Genomic DNA, 22,833 nt, shown 5'->3' with positions numbered 1-22,833 from the left:
CGGGTTCAGGCTTCGGGATGGGCGAGGAAGCGGCCGAAGCGGCCCTGGTGATACAGCAGCGGGCGGCCCTGGCTGTGCACGTGCGCCTCGGCCACCAGGCCGACCACCAGGAGGTGGTCGCCGACCTCGGCCCTGTCGTGGGGCAGGCAGATCAGATGCGCCGAGACGTCCTGCAGCAGCGGGGCGCCCAGCGGACCCGCTTGCCAGCGGGTGGGCTCGGCGAAGCGGTCGATGTTCCTGCGGGCGAACCGGGCGGCCAGCTCGGCCTGGTCGCTGGCCAGGACGTTGACCGCGAAGTGGTCGGCGACGCTCAGGAGCGGCCAAGTGGTCGAGGAACGGTCCACGTAGAAGGAGACCAGGGGCGGGTCGAGGCTGACGGAGGAGAAGGAGGTGGCGGTGAGTCCGGCGGGGACGCCGTCGTGCTGCGCGGTGATGATCACAACGCCGCTGGCGTGGACGGCGAGTGCCTGCTTGAACTGGTCGGTCGCGATGGCGCGGTCAGGAAGGGTGTCGGTCACTGGAGGGTCCTCACGGGAGATGGCCTGATGGATGAGAGGTCCGGTGATCAGCGACAGTGCGCGCTGGCGACGTGGCCGAAGTCCACGTGGAAGCGCCTGGTCAGGAGGAAGCCCTGGCTCATGCCCTCGACGCTAAGTCGGTATTTCCCCTAAAGTCAATAGGAAATACATGAAACTCCCACGGCGGAGGTGATCCGCCATGTCCGGTCAGGGTCGGCGGCCGGTGGCCTTCAATCTCGTTTCCTTTTTTTTCCTACCAAATCTGTGGGATATTGCGAGGCATGACGAGCGAGCACGCGTCCACGCCCCTCACGGCCGCGATCGCGGCGGGTCGCTGGATCCGCACCGCGGCCGTCGACGACACGGACGGCAGGCATTGGCGGGCCAACCCCGACCCGAGTGGCAGATCGGCTCTCGCGCCCGAGCTCCACTCGCTCTACGCGGGTGCGGCCGGCATCGTGCTGTTCTTCCTGGAACTGGCCGCCGCCACCGGCCATGAGGCCTACCTCGAGGACGCGCGGGCCGGCGCCCGCTACCTGGCGGCGACCTGGCGGAAGCAGCAGGATCTGACCCTCTACCACGGCCTCACCGGCACGCTCGTCGCGCTGACCGAGGCCGCCTGGGTGCTGGGCGACGACGAGTTCGCCGAAGCCGCCGTCGGCGCCGCCGACCGGATCATGCGTGCCGCGCGCCTGCTGGAGGGCGGAGCGGGCTGGTCGTCCGAACCCGCCCTGCGCGGCGACAGCGGGATCGTGCTGGGCCTGCTGCGCGCCGCCACCGCACTGGGCGCACCCTCCTGCGCGGAGGTGGCCGCCGAAGCGGGCGCACGCCTGGCCCGGCTGCCGGTGCCGGGCCACCGGTTCGGCGACTGCGCGGACCTGCCCGCCGACGCGGTCACGCCGGGGTTCCTGCTGGGTACGGCGGGCACCTCCTTCACCCTCGCCCGCCTCCACGCGGCCACCGGAGAGCGCGACTTCCTCACGGCCGCCGAGCGCGGCGCGGGCTTCGTCCGCTCGATCGCCGTCGTGGCGGACACCCACGCGATGATCCCCCACCACGTGCCGCAGGGCAGAGGGCTGTACTACCTGGGTTTCTGCTCCGGCTCCGCCGGCGTCGCCCGGACCTTCTACGAGCTGCACAGGATCACCGGCGACGCGGGACACCTGGACTGGGCCGAGCGGCTGGCCCGCGGGATCCTGCAGAGCGCTGTGCCACGTCGCCAGACCCCTGGATTCTGGGATGTCGCCTGCCAGTGCTGCGGCGCGGCCGGACTGCTGGAGCTGTTCGTCGGGCTGTGGGCCGCCACCGGGCGGGAGCCATACCTCGACTTCGCCCGCACGCTCGGGGAGCACCTCATCGGCCGGGCCACCGGCCACGACGGCCGCGGCCTGCGCTGGTACCAGGCCTACCGGCGATCGCGCCCGGGCGAGGTCTCCGCCGACACCGGCTACCTGGTCGGCGCGGCCGGGATCGGCGCGGCCCTGCTCCACCTGGACGCCGCTCTCCAATCCGACCAGGCCAGACGGCTCACCCTGCTGCCGGACAACCCCTTCCCCGCCATCCCGGTGCCGTTCACCTCCGTCAAGGGGATCCCGTGACCTCGACGGCGCCCGTCCGCCCGGCACGGAGTGACCTGATGAGGTTCCACTGGTTCCTGCCCACCAACGGCGACAGCCGCCTCATCAGTTCCTGGTCGCCTTCCAGCCCGGCTTCGTCAGCCCCACTCTGGTCGCGCAGTCGGAGGGGCGGCTGCTGCTCAACGTCGTCACCGGTGGGGAGTCGCGCGAGCAGCGCTCCTACGGCGACTTCCTGGACAAGGACGCCCGCTACGCGCGCGCCGAGAAGATCGCCTGGATCCGGGAGCTTTCCGCCGCGGTAGGCCGGACCCTCCGCTTCGGCATCCGGCTCCACCTGTGGGCAGGCGTCGGGCTGGTGCGCGGCGGCGTCGGAACCGCGCTGGTCCGGCCCGCGACCACCTCGCCCCTCGTCCCCTTCGCGGCCTCCTGCACCAGTGCGGGCGGGATCACCCCGGTCCCGCCCGCGGCTCGGGGTCGTCAGGCGACGACGAGGGCTTCGGCGGTGAACTCGCGTCCGGCGATGATCTCTGAGACGAACCCGTCGGGCCCGACCGGCCGGTCGCCGATCAGGGTCACCCGGTGCAGGGTCCGCTGCACGTCGAGGTGGTCGAGGTCACTGGGCGCGAGGTGGGCGGTGGCCCGGTTGTCCCAGAAGGCGACGCTGCCCGGCTGCCAGCGGAAGCGGACGGTGTACTCGGGACGGGTGATCTGCTCGTACAGCAGCTCCAGGACCCGGCGGCTCTCCTGGGTGGACAGGCCGACGATCCGGTCGGTGAAGCCGGGGTTGACGAACAGGGCGCGCTCGCTGGTCTCGGGGTGCACCCGGACGACCGGGTGGACGGAGACGAGCAGGTTGTCGTTGATCCGCTTGAGCAGCTTGCCGTCCTCCTCGGCGGTCTGGTACCCGGCGAGGAAGCGGTGCTCGGCGCGCAGCCCGTCCACGAAGTCGCGCAGCGGCCGGGAGAGCCCCTCGTAGGCGGCGACGAGGTTGGTCCACTGGGTGTCACCGCCGAAGGGTGGGACGGTCTCGGCCCGCAGGATCGAGGCGGCGGGCGGGTTGACGGCGGCGGTGACGTCGGTGTGCCAACCGGAGTAGTAGGAGTACTGCCGCTTGCGGTAGAGCTCGCGGTAGCCCTCGCCGTAGCGCTCTTCGTAGCGGCGCGGGTCGATGGTCAGGATCTGCGGATGCTCCTCCGGGGGTGCGTCCTCGTGCGGGTGGGCGTGGGTGAGCTCGCCGAACTGGCGGGCGAAGGCGATCTGGGAGCCGTGGTCGAGGGTCTGGCCGCGGAAGAAGACGACCTTGTAGGCGAGCAGGGCCTTTCTGATCTCCGCGACGGTGGACGGGTCGAGCGGGTGGGAGAGGTCGACGCCGCGGATCTCGGCGCCGATGTGCCCGGCTACACGCCGGATGTCCAGGGTTGATGACATGACGGTTCCTCCGTGAGGTCTGGTGGGTGGGCGAGGGCGGGCCGGGTACAGAGCGCGCTCGCCTGCCGCATCAGATCGACGTGGAGCCTGGCGACCAGAAGGTTCACGCTCTTGACCTTCGGTCGCATTTCCCGCAAAGTCAATAGGAAATACATGAAATAGGCGAAGGGCTCATCGTGATCAAGATCAAACATGCCCTGTCCGTCCTGATCGTCGTGACCGCGCTGGCGGCTTGCGGTTCCGCCGAGGCCACCGGAAACGCCGAGGTCACCGAGCTGCGCTACCAGGGCAGCGCAGGCTTCGTCACCTTTCCCGAACTCGCCCAGGAGCTCGGCTACCTTCCCGGCATCAAGCTGACCTGGGTCGGCGACACCACCAGCGGCCCGCAGGACATCCAGTCGGCGGCCACCGGCCAGACGGACTTCGGCGGCGCCTTCAACGGCGCCATCATCAAGCTCAAGGCGGCCAAGTCGCCGATCAAGGCGGTGATCGGCTACTACGGCTCCGACGAGAAGAGCTTCAGCGGCTACTACGTGACCGAGAACAGCCCCATCAGGACCGCACGCGACCTGATCGGCAAGAAGATCGGCGTCAACACTCTCGGTGCGCACCACGAGGCCGTCATCAAGGAATACCTCAAGCGCGAGGGCCTGACTCCCGAGGAGATCAAGCAGGTCGAGCTGGTCGTCGTCCCGCCGGTCAACACCGAGCAAGCCGTACGGCAGGGCCAGGTGGAGGTCGGCACGCTCGGCGGAATCCTGAAGGACAAGGCGCTGGAGCGCGGGGGGCTGCGCCCGTTGTTCACCGACGTCGGCCTGTTCGGGCCGTTCACCGCCGGGTCGGTGGTGCTGCGTGAGGACTTCATCGCCAAGAACCCCACCACCGTCAAGACCTTCGTCGCGGGGTTCGCCAAGGCGGTGGAGTGGACGCAGACCCACAGCAAGGAGGAGGTGGTCGCCAAGTTCAAGGAGATCATCGCCAAGCGTGGGCGCAACGAGGACGCCGCGGCGGTGCAGTACTGGAAGGGCTCCGGCGTCGCCGGCAAGGGCGGTGTGATCGCCGACCGGGAGTTCCAGACCTGGATCGACTGGCTGCAGCGCGAGGGCGAGATCCAGCCGGGCCAGGTCAAGTTGGCCGACCTGTTCACCAACGAGTTCAACCCGCACGCGAACGGGAGCGCCTGATGAGCAAGATCAGCATCCGAGGTGTCGGCAAGACCTTCCCCATCCGCGACTCCGACCGGCCCTTCACCGCCGTCGAGGGCATCGACCTGGACATTCGCGAGGGCGAGTTCCTGACCCTGGTCGGCCCGAGCGGTTGCGGCAAGTCCACGCTGCTGGACCTGATCGCCGGGCTGGCCGAGCCGACCGCCGGGCAGATCCTCATCGACGGCATCCCCATCACCGGGCCCGGGCTGGACAGGGGCATCGTCTTCCAGCAGTACGCCCTGTTCCCCTGGCGGACCGCACGCGGAAACGTCGAGTTCGGGCTCGAGGCGAAAGCCGTACCGAAGAAGGAGCGTGCGGAGCTGGCGCGACGGTATCTGGACCTGGTCGGGCTGACCGGATTCGAGGATCGCTATCCGCACGAGCTGTCCGGCGGCATGCGCCAGCGGGTGGCGATCGCGCGCAGTCTGGCCTTCGACCCGGACGTCCTGCTGATGGACGAGCCGTTCGCCGCGCTGGACGCGCAGACGCGCGAGACCCTCCAGGAGGAATTGCTGCGCATCTGGGAGAAGACCGGCAAGACCGTCGTGTTCATCACGCACGGCATCGACGAGGCCGTCTACCTCGGCCAGCGGGTGGCCGTGATGAGCGCCAGGCCGGGACGGATCAGGGAGATCATCGAGGTCGAGTTCGACTCGCGCCAGGGCGACCTGCGCGCCGAACCGCGCTTCGGTGAGTACCGCCACGCCATCTGGAGCCTTCTGCGCGAGGAGGTGAGCGCCGGTGTCTGAGCAGACGGTGCTCAAGAAGGACGAGTATTCCGGCGACGTGCACTGGTACGACCTGCCCGACGACGACGTCGAAACAGAGCCTCCCGCTCCCGTGATCCGGCCACGTCGGTGGCGGCTGCTGCGAAAGGTGGCCGGCCGGTCGGCCGCCGTGGTGGTGCTGCTGGCGCTGTGGGAGACGCTGCCCAGGATCGGCCTGCTGGACCCGGTGTTCGTGCCGCCGCTGTCGGAGAACCTGCGCGCCTGGTGGGAACTGCTGGCCACCGGCCGACTCGGGGAGCACGTGGCCGCCTCGCTGGCCCGCTCGCTGGCGGGGTTCTTGCTGGCCGTCGCGCTGGCGATCCCGCTCGGCCTGGCGATCGGCTGGTACCGGCCGGTCGCGGAGTTCCTCAGCCCGGTGCTGGAGATCTTCCGCAACACCTCGGCGGTGGCGCTGCTGCCGGTCTTCACCCTGATCCTCGGCATCGGCGAGACCACCAAGGTCACCTTCGTGCTCTACGCCTGCTCGTGGCCGATCCTGCTGAACACGATCAGCGGGGTGAAAACGGTCGAACCGCTGCTGATCAAGTCGGCCCGCTCGCTCGGCCTCGGCCCGGTCCGCCTGTTCCAGAAGGTGATCCTGCCCGCCGCGGTGCCCACGATCTTCACCGGGGTACGGCTGGCGGGCACTTACTCCATCCTGGTGCTGCTGTTCGCCGAGATGGTCGGCGCCAAGGCCGGGCTCGGCTATCTCATCCAGGCCTCCCAGTCGAATTTCCGCATCACCGACATGTACGCGGGCATCGTCACGATCTCCGTCGTCGGCCTGCTCTTCAACCTGCTCCTGGTCACGTTGGAGCGCCGCTTCTCGACCTGGAGGACGTCATGAAGAAGCTCCATCTCAATGCCTTCCTGTACGGCGTCGGTCACCACGAGGCCGCCTGGCGCCATCCCCGCACCGAGCCGTCCCGGCTCACCGACGTTCGCCACTACCAGGAACTGGCCAAGATCGCCGAGCGCGGCAAGCTCGACTCGCTCTTCCTGGCCGACGGCCTGGCGCTGTGGGGCGATGTGCGCCACAACGCATTGGGCGGGCTCGAACCGCTGACGCTGCTGTCGGCCCTGGCCGCCGTCACCGACCGCATCGGCCTGATCGCGACGGTCTCCACCACCTACAACGAGCCCTTCCACGTGGCGCGGAAATTCGCCTCCCTCGACCACATCAGCGGCGGCCGGGCCGGGTGGAACATCGTCACCTCGGCCGGCGAGGCCGAGGCGCGCAACTTCGGCATCGAGCGCCCTCCGCACGCCGAGCGGTACGCCAGGGCCGACGAGTTCCTCGAGGTGGCCACCAAGCTCTGGGACAGCTGGGAGGACGACGCGATCGTGGGTGACCGCGTGGGCGGGACGTATGCCGACGTCTCCAGGATCCACCCCATCGGGCACGGCGGTCCGCATTTCCGGGTCGAGGGACCGCTGAACACCTCGCGGTCGCCGCAGGGCCGCCCGCTCCTGGTGCAGGCGGGATCGTCGGAGGACGGCAAGGAGTTCGCCGCCCGGCACGCCGAGGCGGTCTTCACCGCCCAGCAGACGCTTCGTGAGGCGCGCGAGTTCTCTGTCGACCTCAAGGCGAGGCTTCCCCGACATGGCAGGCGCCAGGACGAGCTGCTCGTGCTGCCCGGCATCTCGCCGATCATCGGCTCCACGGAGCGAGAGGCGCTCCGCTTGGAGAAGGAGCTCGAAGAGCTGATCATCCCGGCCTACGGGCTGAGCCAGCTGTCGAACCTGGTCGGCATCGACCTGGACGAGAGCGCGCTCGACCGGCCGCTGCCCGAGGTCTCCGTCGAGACCGAGGGCGCGCAGAGCCGCCGCAGGCTCGTCGTGGACCTGGCCCGCCGCGAGCGACTGACCGTCAGGCAACTGCTCGCCCGGCTGGCCGGCGGGCGCGGTCACCGGGTGGTGGCGGGCACACCGGAGCAGATCGCGGATGAGCTGCAGGAGTGGTTCGAGTACGGCGCGGCGGACGGCTTCAACATCATGCCCCCGCTGCTGCCCTCCAGCCTGACCGACTTCGTCGATCACGTGGTCCCGGAACTGCAGGTCAGGGGCCTGTTCCGGACCGACTACCAGGGCCGGACGCTGCGCGAGCACTACGGCTTGGCGCGGCCGGCCTCCCAATACTCCACGCCCGGCCTGGCGGTGATCTCGTGAGCGGCGCCATGGGTCGTCTGTTCGGAGCGATCGTGGGGCACCCGGTCACGCCGATCTGACAGGTGGCGGTTCTGGCGCGAAGCCCGAGGTGGGGAAGCGGCGGAGGTGGCGCAATCCAGCCGTTATCCACAATTTCCTACCTGAAAGCTATGGTTTGTTCATGCACGTCAAACGGCTGCGCGCGGACAGGGCCAGACAGGTGGCCGACCTGCTGCGTCACGAGGTCCTGTCCGAGACGTACGCCGGGCGCCTGCCCCTGGAGCACGCCCTCGCCAGGCGGTTCGGCGCCTCGCGCAACACGATCAGGGACGCGCTCAACCTGCTGCGGGACGAGGGCCTCATCGAGCGCTGTCCCGGTCTGGGCACCACCACGGCGGGAAAGGGCAAGGTCGCGCACGGGCTGCACCGCCTGCTCGGACTGGGCGAAACGCTGCACGAGCAGGGCGAGGTGCTGAACGAGGTCAGAGCGATGAGCCTGATCGACCCGCCGGCCCTCGTCGCCGACCGGCTGCGCACCACCGACCAGGTGGTCTACATCGAGCGGTTGCGCAAGCTCAACGGCGTCCCGCTCTCCCTCGACCTCACCTACCTCGTCCGTGAGGTAGGTGAGCCGCTCTTCGACGCCGATCTCGTGCACAACGACGTGTTCGTCCTGCTGGAAGGCATCGCAGGATGCCCGCTCGGCAACGCGGAGCTGTCCATCGAGGCCGTCAACGCCGACCCGCACACCGCCGCTGTGCTCGGCACGACGCGAGGTGCGGCGCTGCTCATGGTCGAGCGGCTCGCCCACCTGTCCGACGGCCGTCCCGTCGACCTGGAATTCATCCGTTTCCGCGGCGACCGGCTGACCATGCGCGGCGAACTGACCAGAACGGAGCTTCCATGGCCCTCGTGAACGCCAGAGCCGACGTCCCGGTGACGATCGACGAGTCCCTCTGCATCGAGGGCTGCACGCTCTGCGTGGATGTCTGCCCCCTCGACTCGCTGGCCATCCACGAGGTGAGCGGCAAGGCCTACATGCACGTCGACGAATGCTGGTACTGCGGCCCCTGCGCCGACCGCTGCCCGGCCGATGCCGTCACCGTCAACATCCCCTACCTGCTGCGATAGAAGGGCCATCGATGCGCAAGATCATCACAGCGCTGGCCGTCCTGGCCGCCACGAGCGCCTGCTCGGTGGCCGCGAGCGGAGCGCAGGGCAAGCCGACGGTCGTCATCGGCTACCAGTCGAAGACCATCAACACGGTCACCGCGGGCACCTTGCTGCGCAAGCTGGGCTACTTCGAAAAGCGCCTGGGCGGCACGTACACGGTCGAGTGGCAGGACTACGACACCGGTGCGCCGATCACCGCGAAGATGGTCGCCGGGAAGATCGACATCGGCTCGATGGGCGACTATCCGCTGCTCATCAACGCCTCGCGGACCCAGGCGATCGACACCGCCAGGACCGAGCTGGTCTCCACCACCGGCTACAACCTGCGCGGCGGGCTCAACATGGTGGTCGTCCCCAAGGACTCGCCGGCCAGGACCCTCGCCGACCTGGCGAACCAGAAGGTCTCGGCGAGCGTCGGCTCGGCCGGGCACGGCACCCTCGTCCAGGGCCTGGAGAAGGCCGGAGTCGACGTCGAGGTGGTGAACCAGCAGCCGCCGGTCGGCGCCTCGGCGCTGGAGTCCGGGGCGGTGCAGGGTTACGCGCAGTTCGTCGCCTGGCCCGGGCTGGTGGTCTTCCAGGACAAGGCCAGGCTGCTGTACGACGGCTCCGCGCTCGGCGTGCCCACCTTCCACGGTGTGGTGGTACGGCAGGCCTACGCGCGTGAGCACCCCGACGTCGTGCAGGCCTTCCTCCAAGCCCAGATCGACGCGACGAAGTACCTGCACGAGCATCCCCTCGAGGCGGCGAAGAGCGTGGCAGCCGAAACCGGCCTGCCGCCGGAGGTCGTCTACCTCTACAACGGCCGTAACGGCGTCTCCACCTTCGACGTGACGCTCAAACAGCAGCTCAGGGACGCGCACGCGCACGACATCCCGTACCTGAAGAAGATCGGCACCGACTTCCAGGACATCGACCTCGGCAAGTTCGTCAACGACTCCTACATCCGCAAGGCGTACGGCGCGGCTTACGACACCGCTGCCGCCTCCACGGTGAATCCAGCGGCGATCACCGGCACCGACGCCGCCTGCGGCATTCAGGTCTCCGACCCGGCCAAGGCGGGCGAGATCTGGATCGGCGACGAGCTGAAGCCGGCCGCCACGCCCACCTGCCTGCTGCGCCAGGTCGCCTCGGCCGCCCCCGGGTCCGTCAAGGCCGCCTACGTCCCGGACACCGAGACCGGCACCCACTGGTTCGCCGACAAGGCCGTCTGGGTGAAGGACCCGGCAGCGGACAAGAACGACCTGTTCAAGCCGTTCACCACCGCGGAGGCCGCGGACCTCTACGTCAAGGCCCACCCCGGAGCCGAGCGGATCCCCTATGAAGAGGCGCGGAAGGCGGGCGGGTCGGTGTGACCGGGATCCGTTCCCTCGAGCGGCCGGTCGCCGTCGCGCCCGTCGCCGAAGCGGCCAAGGGCCGGGTGCTGAGTCTCCGATGGGTGGTCCGCCTGCTCTCGCTGGGGCTCGTGGCCGCCGTCTGGCAGGTGCTGACCACGGTGGACGCGCGCATCGGGGTGAACTTCGACCGGCTGCCCTCGCCCAGCGAGGTCGTGGAAGAGTTCGCCCAGCAGCTCGCGACCTCCGTGTACTACCTCGACCTGGCGCAGAGCGTGATCCGCATCGTCACCGGGTTCGGGCTGGCCGCGCTGGCGGGCATCGGCCTCGGCGTGCTCGTGGCCCGCTCCCAGTGGGCGGCCGACCTGCTGCTGCCTCCGCTGGAGGCGGTCCGGCCCATCCCGGCCATCGCGCTGGTGCCGATCGCCATCCTGATCTTCCCCGGGGACGAGCAGGGCATCGTGTTCATCACGACCGCGGCGGCGTTCTTCCCGATCTTCGTCAGCACGCGGCATGCCGTACGAGCTCTGCCGACGCTCTGGGAGGACGCGGTGCGCACGCTGGGCGGCAAGCGCCGACACGTGCTGTGGCACGTGGTCCTGCCGGGGGCGTTGCCGGGAATCTTCGGCGGATTGTCCGTCGGGATGGGCGTGGCCTGGATCTGCGTCATCTCGGCGGAGATGATCTCGGGCGAACTGGGGATCGGCTATCGGACCTGGCACGCGTACACCGTCGTGGACTATCCGGCGGTGCTGGTCGGCATGGCCTCCATCGGCGTGCTCGGCTGGCTCACCTCGGCGGCGGTCGAGCTGCTCGGACGCCGGCTGACCCGCTGGCTGCCGCGGGCGGAAGGGAGCCTGCGATGGGCATCGCGCTGACGCTGGAGCGAGCCGGGTTCGGCTATGCGGGCTCCCCGGTGATCCGCGAGCTCGACCTGACCGTGGAGGCGGGGGAGTTCCTCGTGATCGTGGGCGCCTCGGGGTCGGGCAAGTCGACGCTGCTGCGCGGCCTGGCCGGGCTGCTCGTGCCGTACGAAGGAAAGGTCCTCGCCGACGGGACCCCGTTCGACGGGCCGTCGGCCGAGCGGGCGATGGTCTTCCAGGAGGACGGACTGCTGCCATGGCGCAGCGTCCGGCGCAACGTCGAGCTGCCGCTGAAGATCCGGGGCGAGGCCAGGAGCTCACGCCGGGCCCGAGCCGAGGAGTGGATCGAGCGGGTGGGCCTGGCCGGGTTCGAGGACCGGCTGCCACGCGAGCTGTCCGGCGGCATGCGCCAGCGGGTGCAACTGGCCAGGACCCTGGTGGCCGCGCCCGGAGCTGTGCTGATGGACGAGCCGTTCGGCGCGCTCGACGTGCAGACGCGCGCCGAGATGCAGCGCCTGCTGCGCGAGGTGCTCGCCACCACGGGCGCCACGGTCGTCTTCGTCACCCACGACGTGGACGAGGCACTCCTGCTGGCCGATCGCATCGTGGTGCTGAGCCGTACCGGGCCCAAAATCGTCAGCCGGCCGACCCGCGAACGGATTCTTGAGGAGCTGTAGTGGAGATTCCCCCTCTCGCCGACCGGCTGGAGCTCGAGTGCCAGGTGCTGGTGATCGGCGGCGGCACCGCGGGGACGATGGCGGCCATCACCGCCGCCGAGCGCGGGGCCGACGTGCTGGTGCTGGAGAAGGCCCATGTACGGCACAGCGGCGCGCTGGCCATGGGCATGGACGGCGTGAACAACGCGGTCATCCCCGGCAAGGCCACCCCGGAGGACTACGTCGCCGAGATCACCCGCGCCAACGACGGCATCGTGAACCAGCGGGCCGTGTATCAGACCGCCTCCCGCGGCTACGACATGGTCCGGCGGCTGGAGCGCTACGGCGTGAAGTTCGAGAAGGACGAGTACGGCGAGTACAACGTGCGCAAGGTGCACCGGTCCGGCTCCTACGTGCTGCCCATGCCCGAGGGCAAGGACGTCAAGAAGGTGCTCTACCGGATCCTGCGCCGCAGGGAGATCCGCGAGCGGGTGCGCATCGAGAACCGCGTCATGCCGGTGCGGGTGCTCACCTCGGGCGGCCGGGCGGTCGGCGCGGCGGGCTTCGACACCAGGTCCGGGCGGTTCGTGGTGGTGCGTGCCGGGGCAGTGGTCCTCGCCACCGGCGCGGCCGGCCGGCTCGGGCTGCCCGCCAGCGGCTACCTCTACGGCACCTATGAGAATCCCACGAACGCCGGCGACGGCCACTCGATGGCCTACCACGCGGGCGCCGAGCTCAGCGGCATCGAGTGCTTCCAGATCAATCCGCTGATCAAGGACTACAACGGTCCCGCGTGCGCCTACGTCGCCAACCCGTTCGGCGGCTACCAGGTCAACGGCGAGGGGGAGCGGTTCGTCGACTCCGACTACTGGTCCGGCCAGATGATGGCCGAGGTGGCCCGGGAGATCGACTCCGCGCGTGGTCCCATCTACCTCAAGCTCAGCCACCTGCCCGACGAGACCATTCGTTCCATCGAGGGCATCCTGCACACCACAGAACGCCCGACGCGCGGCACCTTCCACGCCGGACGCGGTCACGACTACCGGACGCATGACGTGGAGATGCACATCTCCGAGATCGGATTGTGCGGCGGCCACTCCGCCTCCGGCGTCTGGGTCGACGAGAACGGCCTGACCAGCGTCCCCGGCCTGTACGCCGCGGGCGACCTGGCGTGCGTGCCGCACAACTACATGATCGGCGCCTTCGTCTTCGGCGACCTGGCCGGAGCGCACGCGGCCGAGCACTTCTCGACCGGCGCAGAGCTACCCGAAGACCAGATCGCCGACGCCCATGAACTGATGTACCGGCCTTTGCGGCACCCGGACGGGCCGCCCCAGCAGCAGGTGGAGTACAAGCTGCGCCGCTTCGTCAACGACTATGTCGCGCCTCCGAAAACCTCGCGGAAGCTGGAGATCGCCGTCGAGACCTTCGAGCGGATGCGTGCGGAGATCTCGTCGATGGGGGCACGCACTCCGCACGAGCTGATGCGATGCGTGGAGGTCAGCTTCATCCGCGACTGCGCGGAGATGGCGGCCAGGTCGTCGTCCGTGCGGACCGAGAGCCGCTGGGGCCTCTACCACGACCGGGCCGACCTGCCCGCACGCGACGACGCGCAATGGTTGTTCCACCTCAACCTGCGCAAGAACTCCGCCGGGGCGATGGAGTTCCTCAAGCGGCCGGTGGACCCCTACATCGTGCCCGTGGACGACTTCGCGCCACCCGCCTCCGGCCCCGTCGTCCTGGCGGCTTTCGCTCCCGCCGCCTCGGGTCCCGCCTCCCGGGCGCGCCTGGCGGTGGAGGCGATCGGCCGCTCCCCCCGCATCCTCGAGCTCCTGCGCCTGGGTGATTCCGCCGACCTTGAGCCCTATCTGCGGGACCCGGACCCCAAGGTACGGCGGGCGGCCATCGCGACCCTGACGGAGACCGCTCCCCCGGACGCCGGGGAGGCCCTCCTCCTCTCGCTCGCCGATCCGCACGGAACGGTCCGGCGCGCGGCGGCCACCGCGCTCCGTGAACTGGTGGAGGTCCTCCCCGGCGGAGCGGATTTCGGCGCGCGGCTCCAGGCCCTGGGGGGCACTTCCGAGGACGCAGTCGTCCGCGCCACGGCCTTGGACGTCCTGCGGGCCTTGCGGCTGGCCGGCCGCGACGTCTTCGTCACCGCGCTGGCGGATGCAGACGCCAGGGTGCGGATCGAGGCCGTGCGCGGACTCGTGTCGCTCGACGACGACACCGCCCTGGCGGTTGCAGCCGGAGACGCCTCCAGGGAAGTCAGGATCCGCGTGGCGCACGGCCTCGCGTCCATCGGCAAGCCCTCTGCGCTGAAGGTCCTGCTCACCCTCTCGGCCGATCCGGATCCTCTCGTCCGTGCGGCCGCCCTGGAAGCCGCCGCAGGGCTCGGGCCGCTACCGGAGGAGTTCGTCGCGGTAGCCGTACAGGCTCTTGAAGATCCGCTGTGGCAGGTCAGGGTGGGCGCTGCTCACGGTCTGGCCGGAGCCGCCGCACCGGATCCGCTGCTCTCCGCGCTCCGGGATCCGCACATCGACGTGCGCAAGGCCGCTGTTCAGGGCCTCGCCCCCTGGGCCGGGCAGCCCCAGGTCGCCTTGGCCTTGCGGGCGGCGGAAGGAGACTCCGACGCCGACGTCCGAGCCTACGCTCGCCGCGCCTTGGGGGGATCGAGGTCCTAGGGTATGGACGACTGATGTCGTTCCGTTCGGCAGGTTGGCTGGTGGGTCGCAGGTGGTGAAGTATCGGGCGGCTCTGTGCTGGGTCGGGGCTGTCTGTCTGGCCGCTTTGCCGAACTGGTCGATGGTGCAAGCGGACGCGGAGATTCAGGTCTGTGCCTTCCTGAACACTGAAGGCGGGTACACCTGGCGCGATGTGCTCAGTTTGGGGTTCGGCGTGATGGCTGCCCTTCTGCCGCTTGTGCTGGTGGTGCTGGCCGTGGCGGTAAGACGGTCGTCGGGCCGGAGGCGTCGCGTTCTCACGCGGCTGGGGGCGGGCGGGGCGGTCGTGACCGGGGCCTACTACGCGGTTTCGACTGTTGCGTTCTTTGAGCCTTACTGTCCTGCGGGTACGCAGGGGGTGGAGCTGGTGCTTCCGCTCTACGGCGCTGTTGCGGGGCTGGTCCTGCTGGCTGGGGTTCCCGGGCGGGACGCTGTGGTTAGAGGATCTTGGTGATGACGCCGGATTCGAGGACGATCAAGGTGCCGATCGCTATGAAGACGGTGGGGACCAGCCATCGGCCGTAGCGTTCGACGAGGTCGATGACCTTGGGGTGGGAGCCGAGCCAGGAGCCGGCCAGGCACCACAGGGCCACGCCGACGGCGAAGACGGCGATGCTCACCAGGGTGGGGACGGCTCCGATGGTGCGGAAGACCGGGGTGTAGACGGAGATGTTGTCCGCGCCGTTGGCGATCGTCACTCCGGCGATGGAGAGTACGCCGGAGGCGACGGGGGGTGGGGTGTGGTCCTGGTCGTTGCGGGTTCGGAGGGCTGAGATCAGGCCGCGGATGCCCAGGGCGAGGGGGAGCAGGCCCAGGAGGCCGGTCCAGGCGTCGGGGACGATGGTCAGGCCCAGGGCGGCGAGGATGGAGATCAGGACGAGGGCCGTGATGCCGGCGTACTGGCCGGCCCAGATCTGCCATGGTCTGGGGCGTCCGCCGGCTCGGGCGGACAGGAACAGTACGGTCAGGATGATGAGGTCGTCGACGTTGGTGCCGGCGAACATGCCGGCTGCGGTCGCGATGGTTCCTGCTGTGCCGTCCACGGGCGTGAACCTATCGGGTCCTGTGGACGGGTCTGTGCCGGTGTCCACCGGTGGTCTTCGCGGTGGGGCCAGGTCGCGTATCGGCCGAGAGGCGGGGGTGGGGGCGCTGACTACTCTGTGGCTGGTCGGGCTGGGTTTTGGGCGGCATTGGGAGCTCGTCGGAAGGCGGGGAGGGCTGTGATGGCCTCGCAGCGCCGGGGTGAGTGGCCGGTGACGGCGGTGGTGGTGCATGGGGTTCTGGGGGCGCTGTCCCTGGTGATCCTGGTGGGGGCCTGGTATCTGGGGGCGGCGCTGTGGCAGGTCGGTGTGGTTGCCGCGGCTGTGGGGCTGCTTCATGTGGGGGCGGTGGTGGCTGGGCGGCCCACCTGGGCGGGGCATGCCGATGCGCGGCGGGTGTGGGTGGGGTTCGGGGTTTGTGCGCTGGCCATGCTGGTGCTGGTGGTCATGCCGTTTCCGGGGTGGTCGCTGAGCATGTTGCCGTCGGCGCTGTGTTTTCCGTACACGTTGTGGCGGCTGACGAGTGTGGTGCCGGTCGGGGCTTCGGTGGTCGCGCTGGTGGTGGCGGGGCTGGGGGTGGTGCTCACCGAGGTGGTGGAGTGGGCGCGGCTGGCGGCTGATGTGCCGGTGTGGACTCGCCTGGTTGAGGGCGGGTTGCTGATGGCCGTGGTTGGTGGGGTGTGGCTGGCGGCGTTGGTGGTTCGGCGTCGGCGGGAGGCTCGGCGGCGGGCGGAGAGTGAGCGGTTGGCGGCGGCGGTTGCGGGGGAGCGGGCCGGTATTCGGCGGGATCTGCATGATGTGATCGCGCACACGGTCACCGTGATGGTGGCGCGGATCGAGGCTGCGGCGGTGACGACGGGGGATGCGGCTACTCGGCGGGAGCTGGGGGACATCGCCGAGGCTGGGCGGGATGCGCATCAGGGGCTGCGGGCGATGCTGGCGACCTTGGGGTCGCAGCGTGAGGTGCCGTCAGGGAAAGCGTCGCTAAGGCAGGGGTCGGCCGAGCAGGTGTCGCCGGGGCAGGGGTCGGCCGAGCGGGTGTTGCCGGAGCAGGGGGCGGCGGAGCGGGTGTCGCCGGGGCAGGTGCCGATCTCGCTTGAGGTGTTGCCCGATCTGGTGGCTTCGGCGGCTAGTCCGTTGCACACGGTGACGCTGGAGGAGGTGGGGGAGCGGCGGGCGTTGAGTTTGAGTGCGGAGGTGGCGGTGGTTCGGATGGTGCAGGAGGGGGTCACCAATGCGCTGCGGCATCTGGAGCCGCCGGTTGTGGTTCGGGTCCGGCTGAACTGGGCTAAGGGCGAGGTGGTGGTGGAAGTGCGGGACGACGGGGGGAAGGCGCGGCGCGCGGCAGGTGAGCAGGGGACCGGGCTGCTGGGGATCGAGGAGCGGGTGCGTACGGCGGGCGGCACGTTGGAGATCGTCGAGGACGACGGGTGGACGCTGCGGGCGCGGCTCCCCACGAAGGAGGGGGCATGACCACGATCCGCGTCATGCTCGTTGATGATCAGGAGTTGTTGCGGGTCTCGCTGCGGACCGTGCTGTCGGCGGATGAGCGGATCGAGGTCACCCACGATGTGGGGAACGGGAGTGACGCGATCGAGGTGGTCCGGCGGCATCGGCTCGACGTGGTGCTGATGGACATCCGCATGCCACGTATGGACGGCGTCGCCGCCACGGCCGAGATCGTGAGGATCGCGCCGGCGACGCGGGTGCTGATGTTGACGACGTTCGATGATGACGAGCTGGTCGTGGCCGCCATCCGGGCGGGGGCGAGCGGGTATCTGACGAAGGATGTCCGGCCGGCCGCGCTGGCTCAGGCGGTGTGTGACGTGGCGTCGGGGACGGCGGCGCTGGCTCCGGGGGTGGCCGCGACGGTCCTGGACCTCGTACGGCAGGCGCCGATGCGGCGCACGGCGGCCCTGGACGGCCTCACCCCGCGCGAGGCCGAGATCTTCGGCCTGCTCGCCCGGGGCAGGTCCAACAACGAGATCTGCGCCGAGCTGGTGCTGAGCGAGAACACGGTGAAGTCGCACGTCCGGGCGGTCCTGCAGAAGCTCGGCCTGCGCGACCGCGTGCACGCGGTGATCTACGCGTACGAGAACGGGCTGGTGGGACGGCAGGAGCTGCCGGGCTGAAAGTCCATCCTGGCGAGGGGGCCCGTCTCACCCCTTCGGGTGAGGTTTGCCCGGGTAGGCCCGGCCTACGGTCGTGGGCGTGCCTCTTTCGCGTCTCCGCTTTCCGCTCGTGACCGCCTTCCTGACGCTTGCCGTACTGCTGCTGGGGTGGACGGGAGCCGCGCACGCCTCGGGCGACGGGTTGGTTGACGAGTATCGCTCCGTCTACGGGACGCCGGGGGTGGCGGCGGCGGTGGTCGACGGGAAGGCGGTCGAGACGATCGTCCGTGGCCGGGACGGCGACGGCAACGCGGTGACCGCGCGGACGCGGTTCCGGATCGCGTCGATGAGCAAGTCGATGACCGCTGCGGCGATCATGGTGCTGGTCGACCGGGGCCGTGTCTCGCTGGACGACCCGGTGGTGAAGCTCCTGCCGGACTTCAAGCTGGCCGATGCGCGGTTCGCCGGGATCACCGTGCGTCATCTGCTCAGCCACACCTCGGGACTGTCGGGGACTACCAACAACGAGTACGTGTTCCCGCCGCCGCGCACCGCCCAGGAGGTCGTCGCCACGCTGGGGGACAAGCGGCTGGCCGCGGATCCGGGCACCCGGTCGGAGTACCACAACACCAACTACTCGATCGCGGCTCGGATCGTCGAGGTGGTGTCGGGCAAGCCCTTCGACGCCTTCCTTCAGGCCGAGGTGTTCACGCCGCTGGGCATGACCGGCACGAGTTCGACGCTGGGGTGCTCCGACGAGGCGGACGGCCTGCCGTACGCGTATGAGGTGGTTCTCGGGGTGGCTGTCGCGGTGCCGGAGATGCCGGGGACGTGCGTCGGCAACGGCGGGGTGATCTCGACGCTGGACGACATGGTGCGCTGGCTGCGGTTCAACCAGGGCACTTCCGGGTCCGACCTGCTGAGCGCCGCCTCCCTGGCCCAGATGCACACGCCGCAGCCGCAAGCCGAGGGGTACGGCCTCGGCTGGCAGTCGAGGCCCGGCGCGCCAACGCCGGTGATCGGCCATGGGGGCACGCTGGCCACATGGACCGGGGACATGGCCTTCTCTCCCAAGGCCGGGATCGCGGCCATCGTGCTCACCAACAGCGGTGGCGACCCCGGCCTGCTGGCCGCCAACCTGCTCGCGGAGCGGATCGGGGCGGCTACGACGCCCATGAGCAACGCGCTGACGCTGGTCAACGTGATCCTGCTCGGGCTCACGGTGGTGATCGCCGTGCTGCTGGTCACCGCGATCGTCCGGGCGCGCCGCTGGGCCGTCCGGCGCCGGGCGGCCCGCCGGCCCTGGCTGGTGCTGCGGCTCGCGCCTCTGACGCTGGTGACGGTGGCGGGTGCCGTGGTTCCGGCGCTGATCTGGGGGGCGTTCGACCTGCAGTACTGGATCGTCACGCTCTGGCTGTTGCCGTTGCTGGCGCTCTTCGGCCTCGTCTGCTTCGTCCTCGGGGCCGTCGCGCTCGTGCGCAGCCTGTGGTTCTTCCGCCGGGTCGCGGACGTCTGACCAGGTCAGGGGATTCGCCGGAGCCGCCGGGGGTAGCTGGAAGCCGGACAACGGCTTCCCGCGACAGCAGCGCCGAGGCCGGGGGAGGCGGTGGCCATGACCACTCTCACGACCGAGACGGCCCAGTCGGACGCCGAGCCCGGCCAGGTCGTCGTACGGCTGGCCGGTGAGCTGGACGTCTCGACCGCGCCACTGCTGGGCGCGGTCGTCCAGGACGCGCTGGGCGAGGCGCCGAAGCAGGTGGTGATCGACGTGGAGTCGCTCACGTTCTGCGACTCCAACGGGCTGGAGGCCCTGCTTGACGCCCGCGACGCCGCCGCAGCGGCCGGGGCCGGGTTCCGGCTCAGCCATGTGCACGGCACGCTGCAACGGGTGCTCGACGCCACCGGCCTGGACGCCGCCTTCTCGAAGCTGACGCAGGACCAGGGCCAGCGGCATCGGCAGCAGGGTTGATTCAGTGCTGAGTTAATTCAGGATTGGCTGTATTGTCGTGTCATGCAGGGACGAGGCAGGGCGATGCCGGCACAGGTGCGCAGGGCTTACGACGAGGAGATGCGGGCCGCGCGGGTGGCCGTGGATGACCAGGTGCGGTGGCGGCATCTGGAGCGGGCGCACATCCTTTCCCAGCCGTGGGCGTGGCCGCACACGGTCAATCACGTGGCCATGTTCGTGCTTGCCGTACGGCAGCGGGATCGGCGGGAGGCGCTCGGGCAGGTGGTCCGGATCGTCGCGGCCGCGCCGGCGTCGGCGCTGGGGCGGTATCCGGAGGGGAACACGGGGCGGGCTCGGGTGGGGATCAGGGAGCCGATGCCGGTGCCGGCGGATCTGGCGGGCGTGCTCCGGGGCGGGGCAAATCGGATGGCAGGCGGGGGTCCGGGGCTGTCAGACTCCGACGATGATCGAAGTTGATGCGGCTGCCGTCCTGCGCGCGCATGTGGACGCCTTCAATGCCCGCGACCTGGACGCGTTGATGGCGGGGTTCACCGAGGACGCCTCGTGGGTGACCGGCACCAGCCGGGTGCAGGGGCGGGCCGAGCTGACCGAGCTGTTCGCCGGGGCGATGGAGGGGCTGCTGCCGACGTTGGTGATCCACGAGCTGCTGGCCGAGGGGGACCGGGCGGCGTGCGAGATGACCGAGACCCTGACGGTGGACGGGGAGGAGCGGTCCTTCGCCATCGCCGGGTTCTACCGGCTGAGGGAGGGACGGATCGCGGCGGCGAAGATCTACCGGGAGGGCAGCGCCGAGCTCGACTGACCCGGTGAGGCTTGTCTCTCCCCTCGTGGGAGACCTCATGCTGGGACGATCGCGTAGAGAGGACCACGCATGACCGTCGTGCAGGACGTCGAACCCCGCGGGCTGCAGCACTGCGAGACGACCGCGCTGGGGGTGTTGCTGCGGCACGAGGGGCTTGAGCTGTCGGAGCCCCTGCTGTTCGGGCTGGGCTCCGGTCTGTCCTTCGTCTATTGGGACGGCAAGGGCATGCCGTTCCCCTTTCTGGGCGGGCGGGTGAAGCCCTTCGAGCTGACCCGGAACCTCGCCGCGCGGCTGGGGCTGACGTTGACGGTCGCGGAGACGACCTCGGCCCGCCGGGCGTGGGAGAACGTTGCCGGCGCTATCGACGCCGGGCGGCCGGTGGGGCTGCAACTCGACTCCTATCACCTCGACTACTTCCGGACGAAGGTGCACTTCGGCGGGCATGTCGTCGCCATGTACGGCTACGACGAGCAGGACGCCTACCTGGTGGACACCGACCAGCAGGGTGGGGCGGTGCGGACCAGCCTGGCCGCGCTGGCTCTGGCGCGGGGCGAGCGCGGGCCGATGACGGCGCGGAACCGGTCGTTCACCCTGGCCGTGCCGGGGCGGCCGGTCGGCTGGCAGGAGCAGTTGCTCCCGGCCGTCCGGGACTGTGCGGAGGCCTTTCTCACTGCGCCGATCGCCAACCTGGGCTACCGGGGGATCGAGAAGGCCGGGCGGTTGGTGCCGGGCTGGCTGGGGCGTGCTGAGGAACCGCGGCGTGACCTGGCGCAGGCGGCGCTGCTCATGGAGCGGGGTGGCACCGGGGGTGCGCTGTTCCGGGTGCTCTACCGGGACTTTCTTGGCGAGTGTGTGCGGGTGATCGATCATGAGCACCTTCGCACCGGTCACCGGTTGTACGGCGAGGCAGCCGTGCTGTGGACGGAGGTGGCCGGGCTGGTCGAGAAGGCGGGGGAGAGCGGCGACCCTGGCCACCTGCGGCAGGCTGGCGCCCTCCTGCATGACCTGTCGCGCATCGAAGGGGACGCCATGCGGGCGCTACGTCAGGTGTGACAAATGGGGTGTGGGGGGGAGGGGCTGCCCTTCTAGCCTCGCTGCCATGAACACCAGCGCCTTCGTCCCGGCCGACTTCGACGTCCCGCACAGCCTGGTCACCCCGCGGTTCCGGCTGGAGCCTCTGGGCCCCCAGCACAACCTCGCCGACCACGCCGCGTGGACCGGCAGCATCGAGCACATCCGCGCCACCCCGGGCTACCCGGACGGGAACTGGCCTCCCCTAGGCGGCATGTCCCTGGAGGCGAACCTCGCCGACCTCCGGCGGCACGCCGACGACTTCACGCAGCGGCGCGGCTTCACCTACACCGTCCTGGACCCGGACAGCGGCGACGTGATCGGCTGCGTCTACATCTACCCCTGCCCCAAGGACGGGCACGACGCCGACGTGTCCTCCTGGGTCACCGCCGGGCGGGCCGAGTTGGACGTGCCGCTGTACGAGGCGGTGTCGGCCTGGCTGGCGGCGGACTGGCCGTTCACCTCGCCCGCCTATGACGCGCGCTGACCTTCTGGGCTGTCGCCAGTCGCCCTCGAAGGAGCACGTACGCACCAGGCGTGGTCGCCGGCACCGCGACTGCCCGACTGCGGACCCGAATCCCCGGCTGCAGGGCGGCGGCCTGGCCCCCGCTGCCGGGCGGCCTATCCTGAGCGGATCAGATTCTGTTCGTCTTTCCTCGCTCCCGGAGGCAGTCGCCGATGACCCGTCAGAGCCGTGCCGATCGTGGGCGACGGGCCGACGCGGAACGCAACATCGCCGCCATCCTGGAGGCCGGGAGCCGCCTGCTCGGGGACGATGCCGGCGCGAGCGTGGCCGACATCGCCAAGGCGGCCGGCGTGGGGCGGGTCACGCTCTACGGGCACTTCCCGTCGCGGGAGGCGCTGGTGGAAGCGGTCCTGGCGCACGCGGTGACGCAGGCGGACGAGGCGCTCGCGGCCGGCTTCCGGGACGATCTGCCCGCGGCGGAGGCGCTGGAGGCGCTGGTGCGGTCGTCGTGGGAGATCCTCGACCGGCACAGCCGGTTGTTCATCGCGGCGGACCGGGTGCTGGCGACCGAGCAGATCCGGGAACATCACCGGCAGCCGTTGCAGCGGGTCGAGGAGCTGATCCGGCGCGGGCAGGAGGAATCCGGGTTCCGGGACGACCTGCCGCTCTCGTGGCTGGTGGCGACCTTCTTCGGCCTCGTGCACAGTGCCGCGCGGGAGGTGGAGATGGGTCGCCTGGACCGGGAGGACGCCGCTCGGGTGCTGACCAGCACGCTGCTGTCGGTGCTCGGGAAGTAGGGGCACTCTACTACTGCGCATAGTGGGGGGGGGGGGGGGGGGGGGGGGGGGCGCCCCGGGGGGGGGGGGGGGGGGGGGGGGGGGGGGCCGGGGGATGGGGCGGACGGTGTGGGCTTCGACCTGGTAGTCCCAGGTCTTGGCACGGGACGGGCCCCAGATGCGGCAGCGGAGGGAGCCGTCGACCT

General features: G+C 70.2%; 23 protein-coding genes. 20 read left to right on the top strand and 3 right to left on the bottom strand.

The features are described from left to right. Positions 1 to 5 precede the first annotated feature (5 nt). The gene (locus ACIBG7_RS16230) at positions 6 to 518 is read right to left on the bottom strand and encodes a flavin reductase family protein (protein ID WP_397336723.1); all 513 of its coding nucleotides are present in this window, start codon (positions 516 to 518) and stop codon (positions 6 to 8) included. A 281-nt stretch (positions 519 to 799) separates the two neighbouring features. On the opposite strand from ACIBG7_RS16230, the gene ACIBG7_RS16225 reads away from it, so the two are divergent. Further along, positions 800 to 2,116: a lanthionine synthetase LanC family protein gene (locus tag ACIBG7_RS16225; RefSeq protein ID WP_397336722.1), complete on the top strand. Its 1,317-nt coding sequence runs from the start codon at positions 800 to 802 to the stop codon at positions 2,114 to 2,116. A gap of 456 nt (positions 2,117 to 2,572) precedes the next feature. On the opposite strand, the gene ACIBG7_RS16220 is transcribed toward ACIBG7_RS16225, so the two are convergent. Then, positions 2,573 to 3,523, bottom strand: coding sequence for a TauD/TfdA dioxygenase family protein (locus tag ACIBG7_RS16220; RefSeq protein WP_397336721.1), 951 nt, complete (start codon positions 3,521 to 3,523; stop codon positions 2,573 to 2,575). Between the two features lie 176 nt (positions 3,524 to 3,699). Between ACIBG7_RS16220 and ACIBG7_RS16215 the strand changes: the two genes are divergently transcribed. The 10 genes from ACIBG7_RS16215 (at position 3,700) to ACIBG7_RS16170 (ending at position 14,353) form a co-directional block, all read left to right on the top strand. Further along, a complete protein-coding gene (locus ACIBG7_RS16215; RefSeq protein WP_397336720.1) occupies positions 3,700 to 4,707 on the top strand; it encodes an ABC transporter substrate-binding protein in 1,008 nt (335 codons plus the stop codon). Beyond that, the gene (locus ACIBG7_RS16210; RefSeq protein ID WP_357918576.1) at positions 4,707 to 5,480 is read left to right on the top strand and encodes an ABC transporter ATP-binding protein; all 774 of its coding nucleotides are present in this window, start codon (positions 4,707 to 4,709) and stop codon (positions 5,478 to 5,480) included. The genes ACIBG7_RS16215 and ACIBG7_RS16210 overlap by 1 nt, the downstream gene beginning before the upstream one ends. Beyond that, a complete protein-coding gene (locus tag ACIBG7_RS16205) occupies positions 5,473 to 6,345 on the top strand; it encodes an ABC transporter permease (protein ID WP_397336719.1) in 873 nt (290 codons plus the stop codon). The genes ACIBG7_RS16210 and ACIBG7_RS16205 overlap by 8 nt, the downstream gene beginning before the upstream one ends. Then, positions 6,342 to 7,667 carry an LLM class flavin-dependent oxidoreductase gene (locus ACIBG7_RS16200; RefSeq protein WP_357918582.1) on the top strand — a complete coding sequence of 442 codons (1,326 nt, stop codon included), beginning with the start codon at positions 6,342 to 6,344 and terminating at the stop codon, positions 7,665 to 7,667. The genes ACIBG7_RS16205 and ACIBG7_RS16200 overlap by 4 nt, the downstream gene beginning before the upstream one ends. 160 nt (positions 7,668 to 7,827) lie before the next feature. Further along, on the top strand, positions 7,828 to 8,562 hold the full coding sequence (locus ACIBG7_RS16195; protein WP_397336718.1) for a GntR family transcriptional regulator: 735 nt from the start codon (positions 7,828 to 7,830) through the stop codon (positions 8,560 to 8,562). After that, positions 8,550 to 8,777: a ferredoxin family protein gene (locus tag ACIBG7_RS16190; protein ID WP_357918587.1), complete on the top strand. Its 228-nt coding sequence runs from the start codon at positions 8,550 to 8,552 to the stop codon at positions 8,775 to 8,777. The genes ACIBG7_RS16195 and ACIBG7_RS16190 overlap by 13 nt, the downstream gene beginning before the upstream one ends. A gap of 11 nt (positions 8,778 to 8,788) precedes the next feature. Beyond that, on the top strand, positions 8,789 to 10,171 hold the full coding sequence (locus ACIBG7_RS16185) for an ABC transporter substrate-binding protein (RefSeq protein ID WP_397336717.1): 1,383 nt from the start codon (positions 8,789 to 8,791) through the stop codon (positions 10,169 to 10,171). Next, positions 10,168 to 11,028 carry an ABC transporter permease gene (locus ACIBG7_RS16180; protein WP_397336715.1) on the top strand — a complete coding sequence of 287 codons (861 nt, stop codon included), beginning with the start codon at positions 10,168 to 10,170 and terminating at the stop codon, positions 11,026 to 11,028. The genes ACIBG7_RS16185 and ACIBG7_RS16180 overlap by 4 nt, the downstream gene beginning before the upstream one ends. Beyond that, positions 11,013 to 11,690 (top strand): ABC transporter ATP-binding protein, encoded by a 678-nt coding sequence (locus ACIBG7_RS16175; protein ID WP_357918596.1) that lies wholly within the window; start codon positions 11,013 to 11,015, stop codon positions 11,688 to 11,690. Before ACIBG7_RS16180 ends, ACIBG7_RS16175 begins: the two co-directional genes overlap by 16 nt. Further along, positions 11,690 to 14,353, top strand: coding sequence for a fumarate reductase/succinate dehydrogenase flavoprotein subunit (locus tag ACIBG7_RS16170; protein ID WP_397336714.1), 2,664 nt, complete (start codon positions 11,690 to 11,692; stop codon positions 14,351 to 14,353). The genes ACIBG7_RS16175 and ACIBG7_RS16170 overlap by 1 nt, the downstream gene beginning before the upstream one ends. 476 nt (positions 14,354 to 14,829) lie before the next feature. Here ACIBG7_RS16170 and ACIBG7_RS16165 read toward each other — a convergent pair whose 3' ends face one another. Then, entirely contained in the window at positions 14,830 to 15,435 is a 606-nt protein-coding gene (locus ACIBG7_RS16165) for a cadmium resistance transporter (protein WP_397336713.1), read from the bottom strand. Positions 15,436 to 15,615: 180 nt separating this feature from the next. On the opposite strand from ACIBG7_RS16165, the gene ACIBG7_RS16160 reads away from it, so the two are divergent. The 9 genes from ACIBG7_RS16160 to ACIBG7_RS16120 all read left to right on the top strand — a co-directional run bounded on the left by ACIBG7_RS16160 (position 15,616) and on the right by ACIBG7_RS16120 (position 22,648). Beyond that, positions 15,616 to 16,905: a sensor histidine kinase gene (locus ACIBG7_RS16160; RefSeq protein WP_397336712.1), complete on the top strand. Its 1,290-nt coding sequence runs from the start codon at positions 15,616 to 15,618 to the stop codon at positions 16,903 to 16,905. Then, positions 16,902 to 17,564 carry a response regulator transcription factor gene (locus tag ACIBG7_RS16155; RefSeq protein WP_357918610.1) on the top strand — a complete coding sequence of 221 codons (663 nt, stop codon included), beginning with the start codon at positions 16,902 to 16,904 and terminating at the stop codon, positions 17,562 to 17,564. The genes ACIBG7_RS16160 and ACIBG7_RS16155 overlap by 4 nt, the downstream gene beginning before the upstream one ends. Positions 17,565 to 17,643: 79 nt before the next feature. Next, complete coding sequence (locus tag ACIBG7_RS16150; protein ID WP_397336711.1) at positions 17,644 to 19,059, top strand: serine hydrolase domain-containing protein; 1,416 nt, start codon at positions 17,644 to 17,646, stop codon at positions 19,057 to 19,059. 96 nt (positions 19,060 to 19,155) lie between these two features. After that, the gene (locus tag ACIBG7_RS16145; protein ID WP_397336710.1) at positions 19,156 to 19,512 is read left to right on the top strand and encodes an STAS domain-containing protein; all 357 of its coding nucleotides are present in this window, start codon (positions 19,156 to 19,158) and stop codon (positions 19,510 to 19,512) included. 42 nt (positions 19,513 to 19,554) lie between these two features. Beyond that, positions 19,555 to 19,968, top strand: a complete 414-nt coding sequence (locus ACIBG7_RS16140) for a DUF3703 domain-containing protein (RefSeq protein ID WP_357918619.1) — start codon at positions 19,555 to 19,557, stop codon at positions 19,966 to 19,968. Beyond that, positions 19,955 to 20,314 carry a nuclear transport factor 2 family protein gene (locus ACIBG7_RS16135; RefSeq protein ID WP_357918622.1) on the top strand — a complete coding sequence of 120 codons (360 nt, stop codon included), beginning with the start codon at positions 19,955 to 19,957 and terminating at the stop codon, positions 20,312 to 20,314. The genes ACIBG7_RS16140 and ACIBG7_RS16135 overlap by 14 nt, the downstream gene beginning before the upstream one ends. A gap of 69 nt (positions 20,315 to 20,383) precedes the next feature. After that, positions 20,384 to 21,367: a BtrH N-terminal domain-containing protein gene (locus ACIBG7_RS16130; protein ID WP_397336709.1), complete on the top strand. Its 984-nt coding sequence runs from the start codon at positions 20,384 to 20,386 to the stop codon at positions 21,365 to 21,367. Positions 21,368 to 21,413: 46 nt separating this feature from the next. Then, positions 21,414 to 21,872, top strand: coding sequence for a GNAT family N-acetyltransferase (locus tag ACIBG7_RS16125; RefSeq protein WP_397336708.1), 459 nt, complete (start codon positions 21,414 to 21,416; stop codon positions 21,870 to 21,872). Positions 21,873 to 22,063: 191 nt separating this feature from the next. Continuing rightward, a complete protein-coding gene (locus ACIBG7_RS16120) occupies positions 22,064 to 22,648 on the top strand; it encodes a TetR/AcrR family transcriptional regulator (protein WP_397336707.1) in 585 nt (194 codons plus the stop codon). Positions 22,649 to 22,833 lie beyond the last annotated feature (185 nt).

The organism is Nonomuraea sp. NPDC050328 (genome assembly GCF_044459405.1).
GTDB lineage: Bacteria > Actinomycetota > Actinomycetes > Streptosporangiales > Streptosporangiaceae > Nonomuraea.
Note: the sequence above shows the minus strand (reverse complement) of the source record. Positions and strands in the feature narration are given on the sequence as shown.

What these genes read in the sequence shown, in the direction of transcription:
- ACIBG7_RS16225 (WP_397336722.1), top strand. Translation starts at nt 800, where the DNA reads ATGACGAGCGAGCACGCGTCCACGCCCCTCACGGCCGCGATCGCGGCG.
- ACIBG7_RS16220 (WP_397336721.1), bottom strand. Translation starts at nt 3,523, where the DNA reads ATGTCATCAACCCTGGACATCCGGCGTGTAGCCGGGCACATCGGCGCC.
- ACIBG7_RS16210 (WP_357918576.1), top strand. Translation starts at nt 4,707, where the DNA reads ATGAGCAAGATCAGCATCCGAGGTGTCGGCAAGACCTTCCCCATCCGC.
- ACIBG7_RS16200 (WP_357918582.1), top strand. Translation starts at nt 6,342, where the DNA reads ATGAAGAAGCTCCATCTCAATGCCTTCCTGTACGGCGTCGGTCACCAC.
- ACIBG7_RS16195 (WP_397336718.1), top strand. Translation starts at nt 7,828, where the DNA reads ATGCACGTCAAACGGCTGCGCGCGGACAGGGCCAGACAGGTGGCCGAC.
- ACIBG7_RS16190 (WP_357918587.1), top strand. Translation starts at nt 8,550, where the DNA reads ATGGCCCTCGTGAACGCCAGAGCCGACGTCCCGGTGACGATCGACGAG.
- ACIBG7_RS16185 (WP_397336717.1), top strand. Translation starts at nt 8,789, where the DNA reads ATGCGCAAGATCATCACAGCGCTGGCCGTCCTGGCCGCCACGAGCGCC.
- ACIBG7_RS16175 (WP_357918596.1), top strand. Translation starts at nt 11,013, where the DNA reads ATGGGCATCGCGCTGACGCTGGAGCGAGCCGGGTTCGGCTATGCGGGC.
- ACIBG7_RS16160 (WP_397336712.1), top strand. Translation starts at nt 15,616, where the DNA reads ATGGCCTCGCAGCGCCGGGGTGAGTGGCCGGTGACGGCGGTGGTGGTG.
- ACIBG7_RS16155 (WP_357918610.1), top strand. Translation starts at nt 16,902, where the DNA reads ATGACCACGATCCGCGTCATGCTCGTTGATGATCAGGAGTTGTTGCGG.
- ACIBG7_RS16145 (WP_397336710.1), top strand. Translation starts at nt 19,156, where the DNA reads ATGACCACTCTCACGACCGAGACGGCCCAGTCGGACGCCGAGCCCGGC.
- ACIBG7_RS16140 (WP_357918619.1), top strand. Translation starts at nt 19,555, where the DNA reads ATGCAGGGACGAGGCAGGGCGATGCCGGCACAGGTGCGCAGGGCTTAC.
- ACIBG7_RS16135 (WP_357918622.1), top strand. Translation starts at nt 19,955, where the DNA reads ATGATCGAAGTTGATGCGGCTGCCGTCCTGCGCGCGCATGTGGACGCC.
- ACIBG7_RS16130 (WP_397336709.1), top strand. Translation starts at nt 20,384, where the DNA reads ATGACCGTCGTGCAGGACGTCGAACCCCGCGGGCTGCAGCACTGCGAG.
- ACIBG7_RS16125 (WP_397336708.1), top strand. Translation starts at nt 21,414, where the DNA reads ATGAACACCAGCGCCTTCGTCCCGGCCGACTTCGACGTCCCGCACAGC.
- ACIBG7_RS16120 (WP_397336707.1), top strand. Translation starts at nt 22,064, where the DNA reads ATGACCCGTCAGAGCCGTGCCGATCGTGGGCGACGGGCCGACGCGGAA.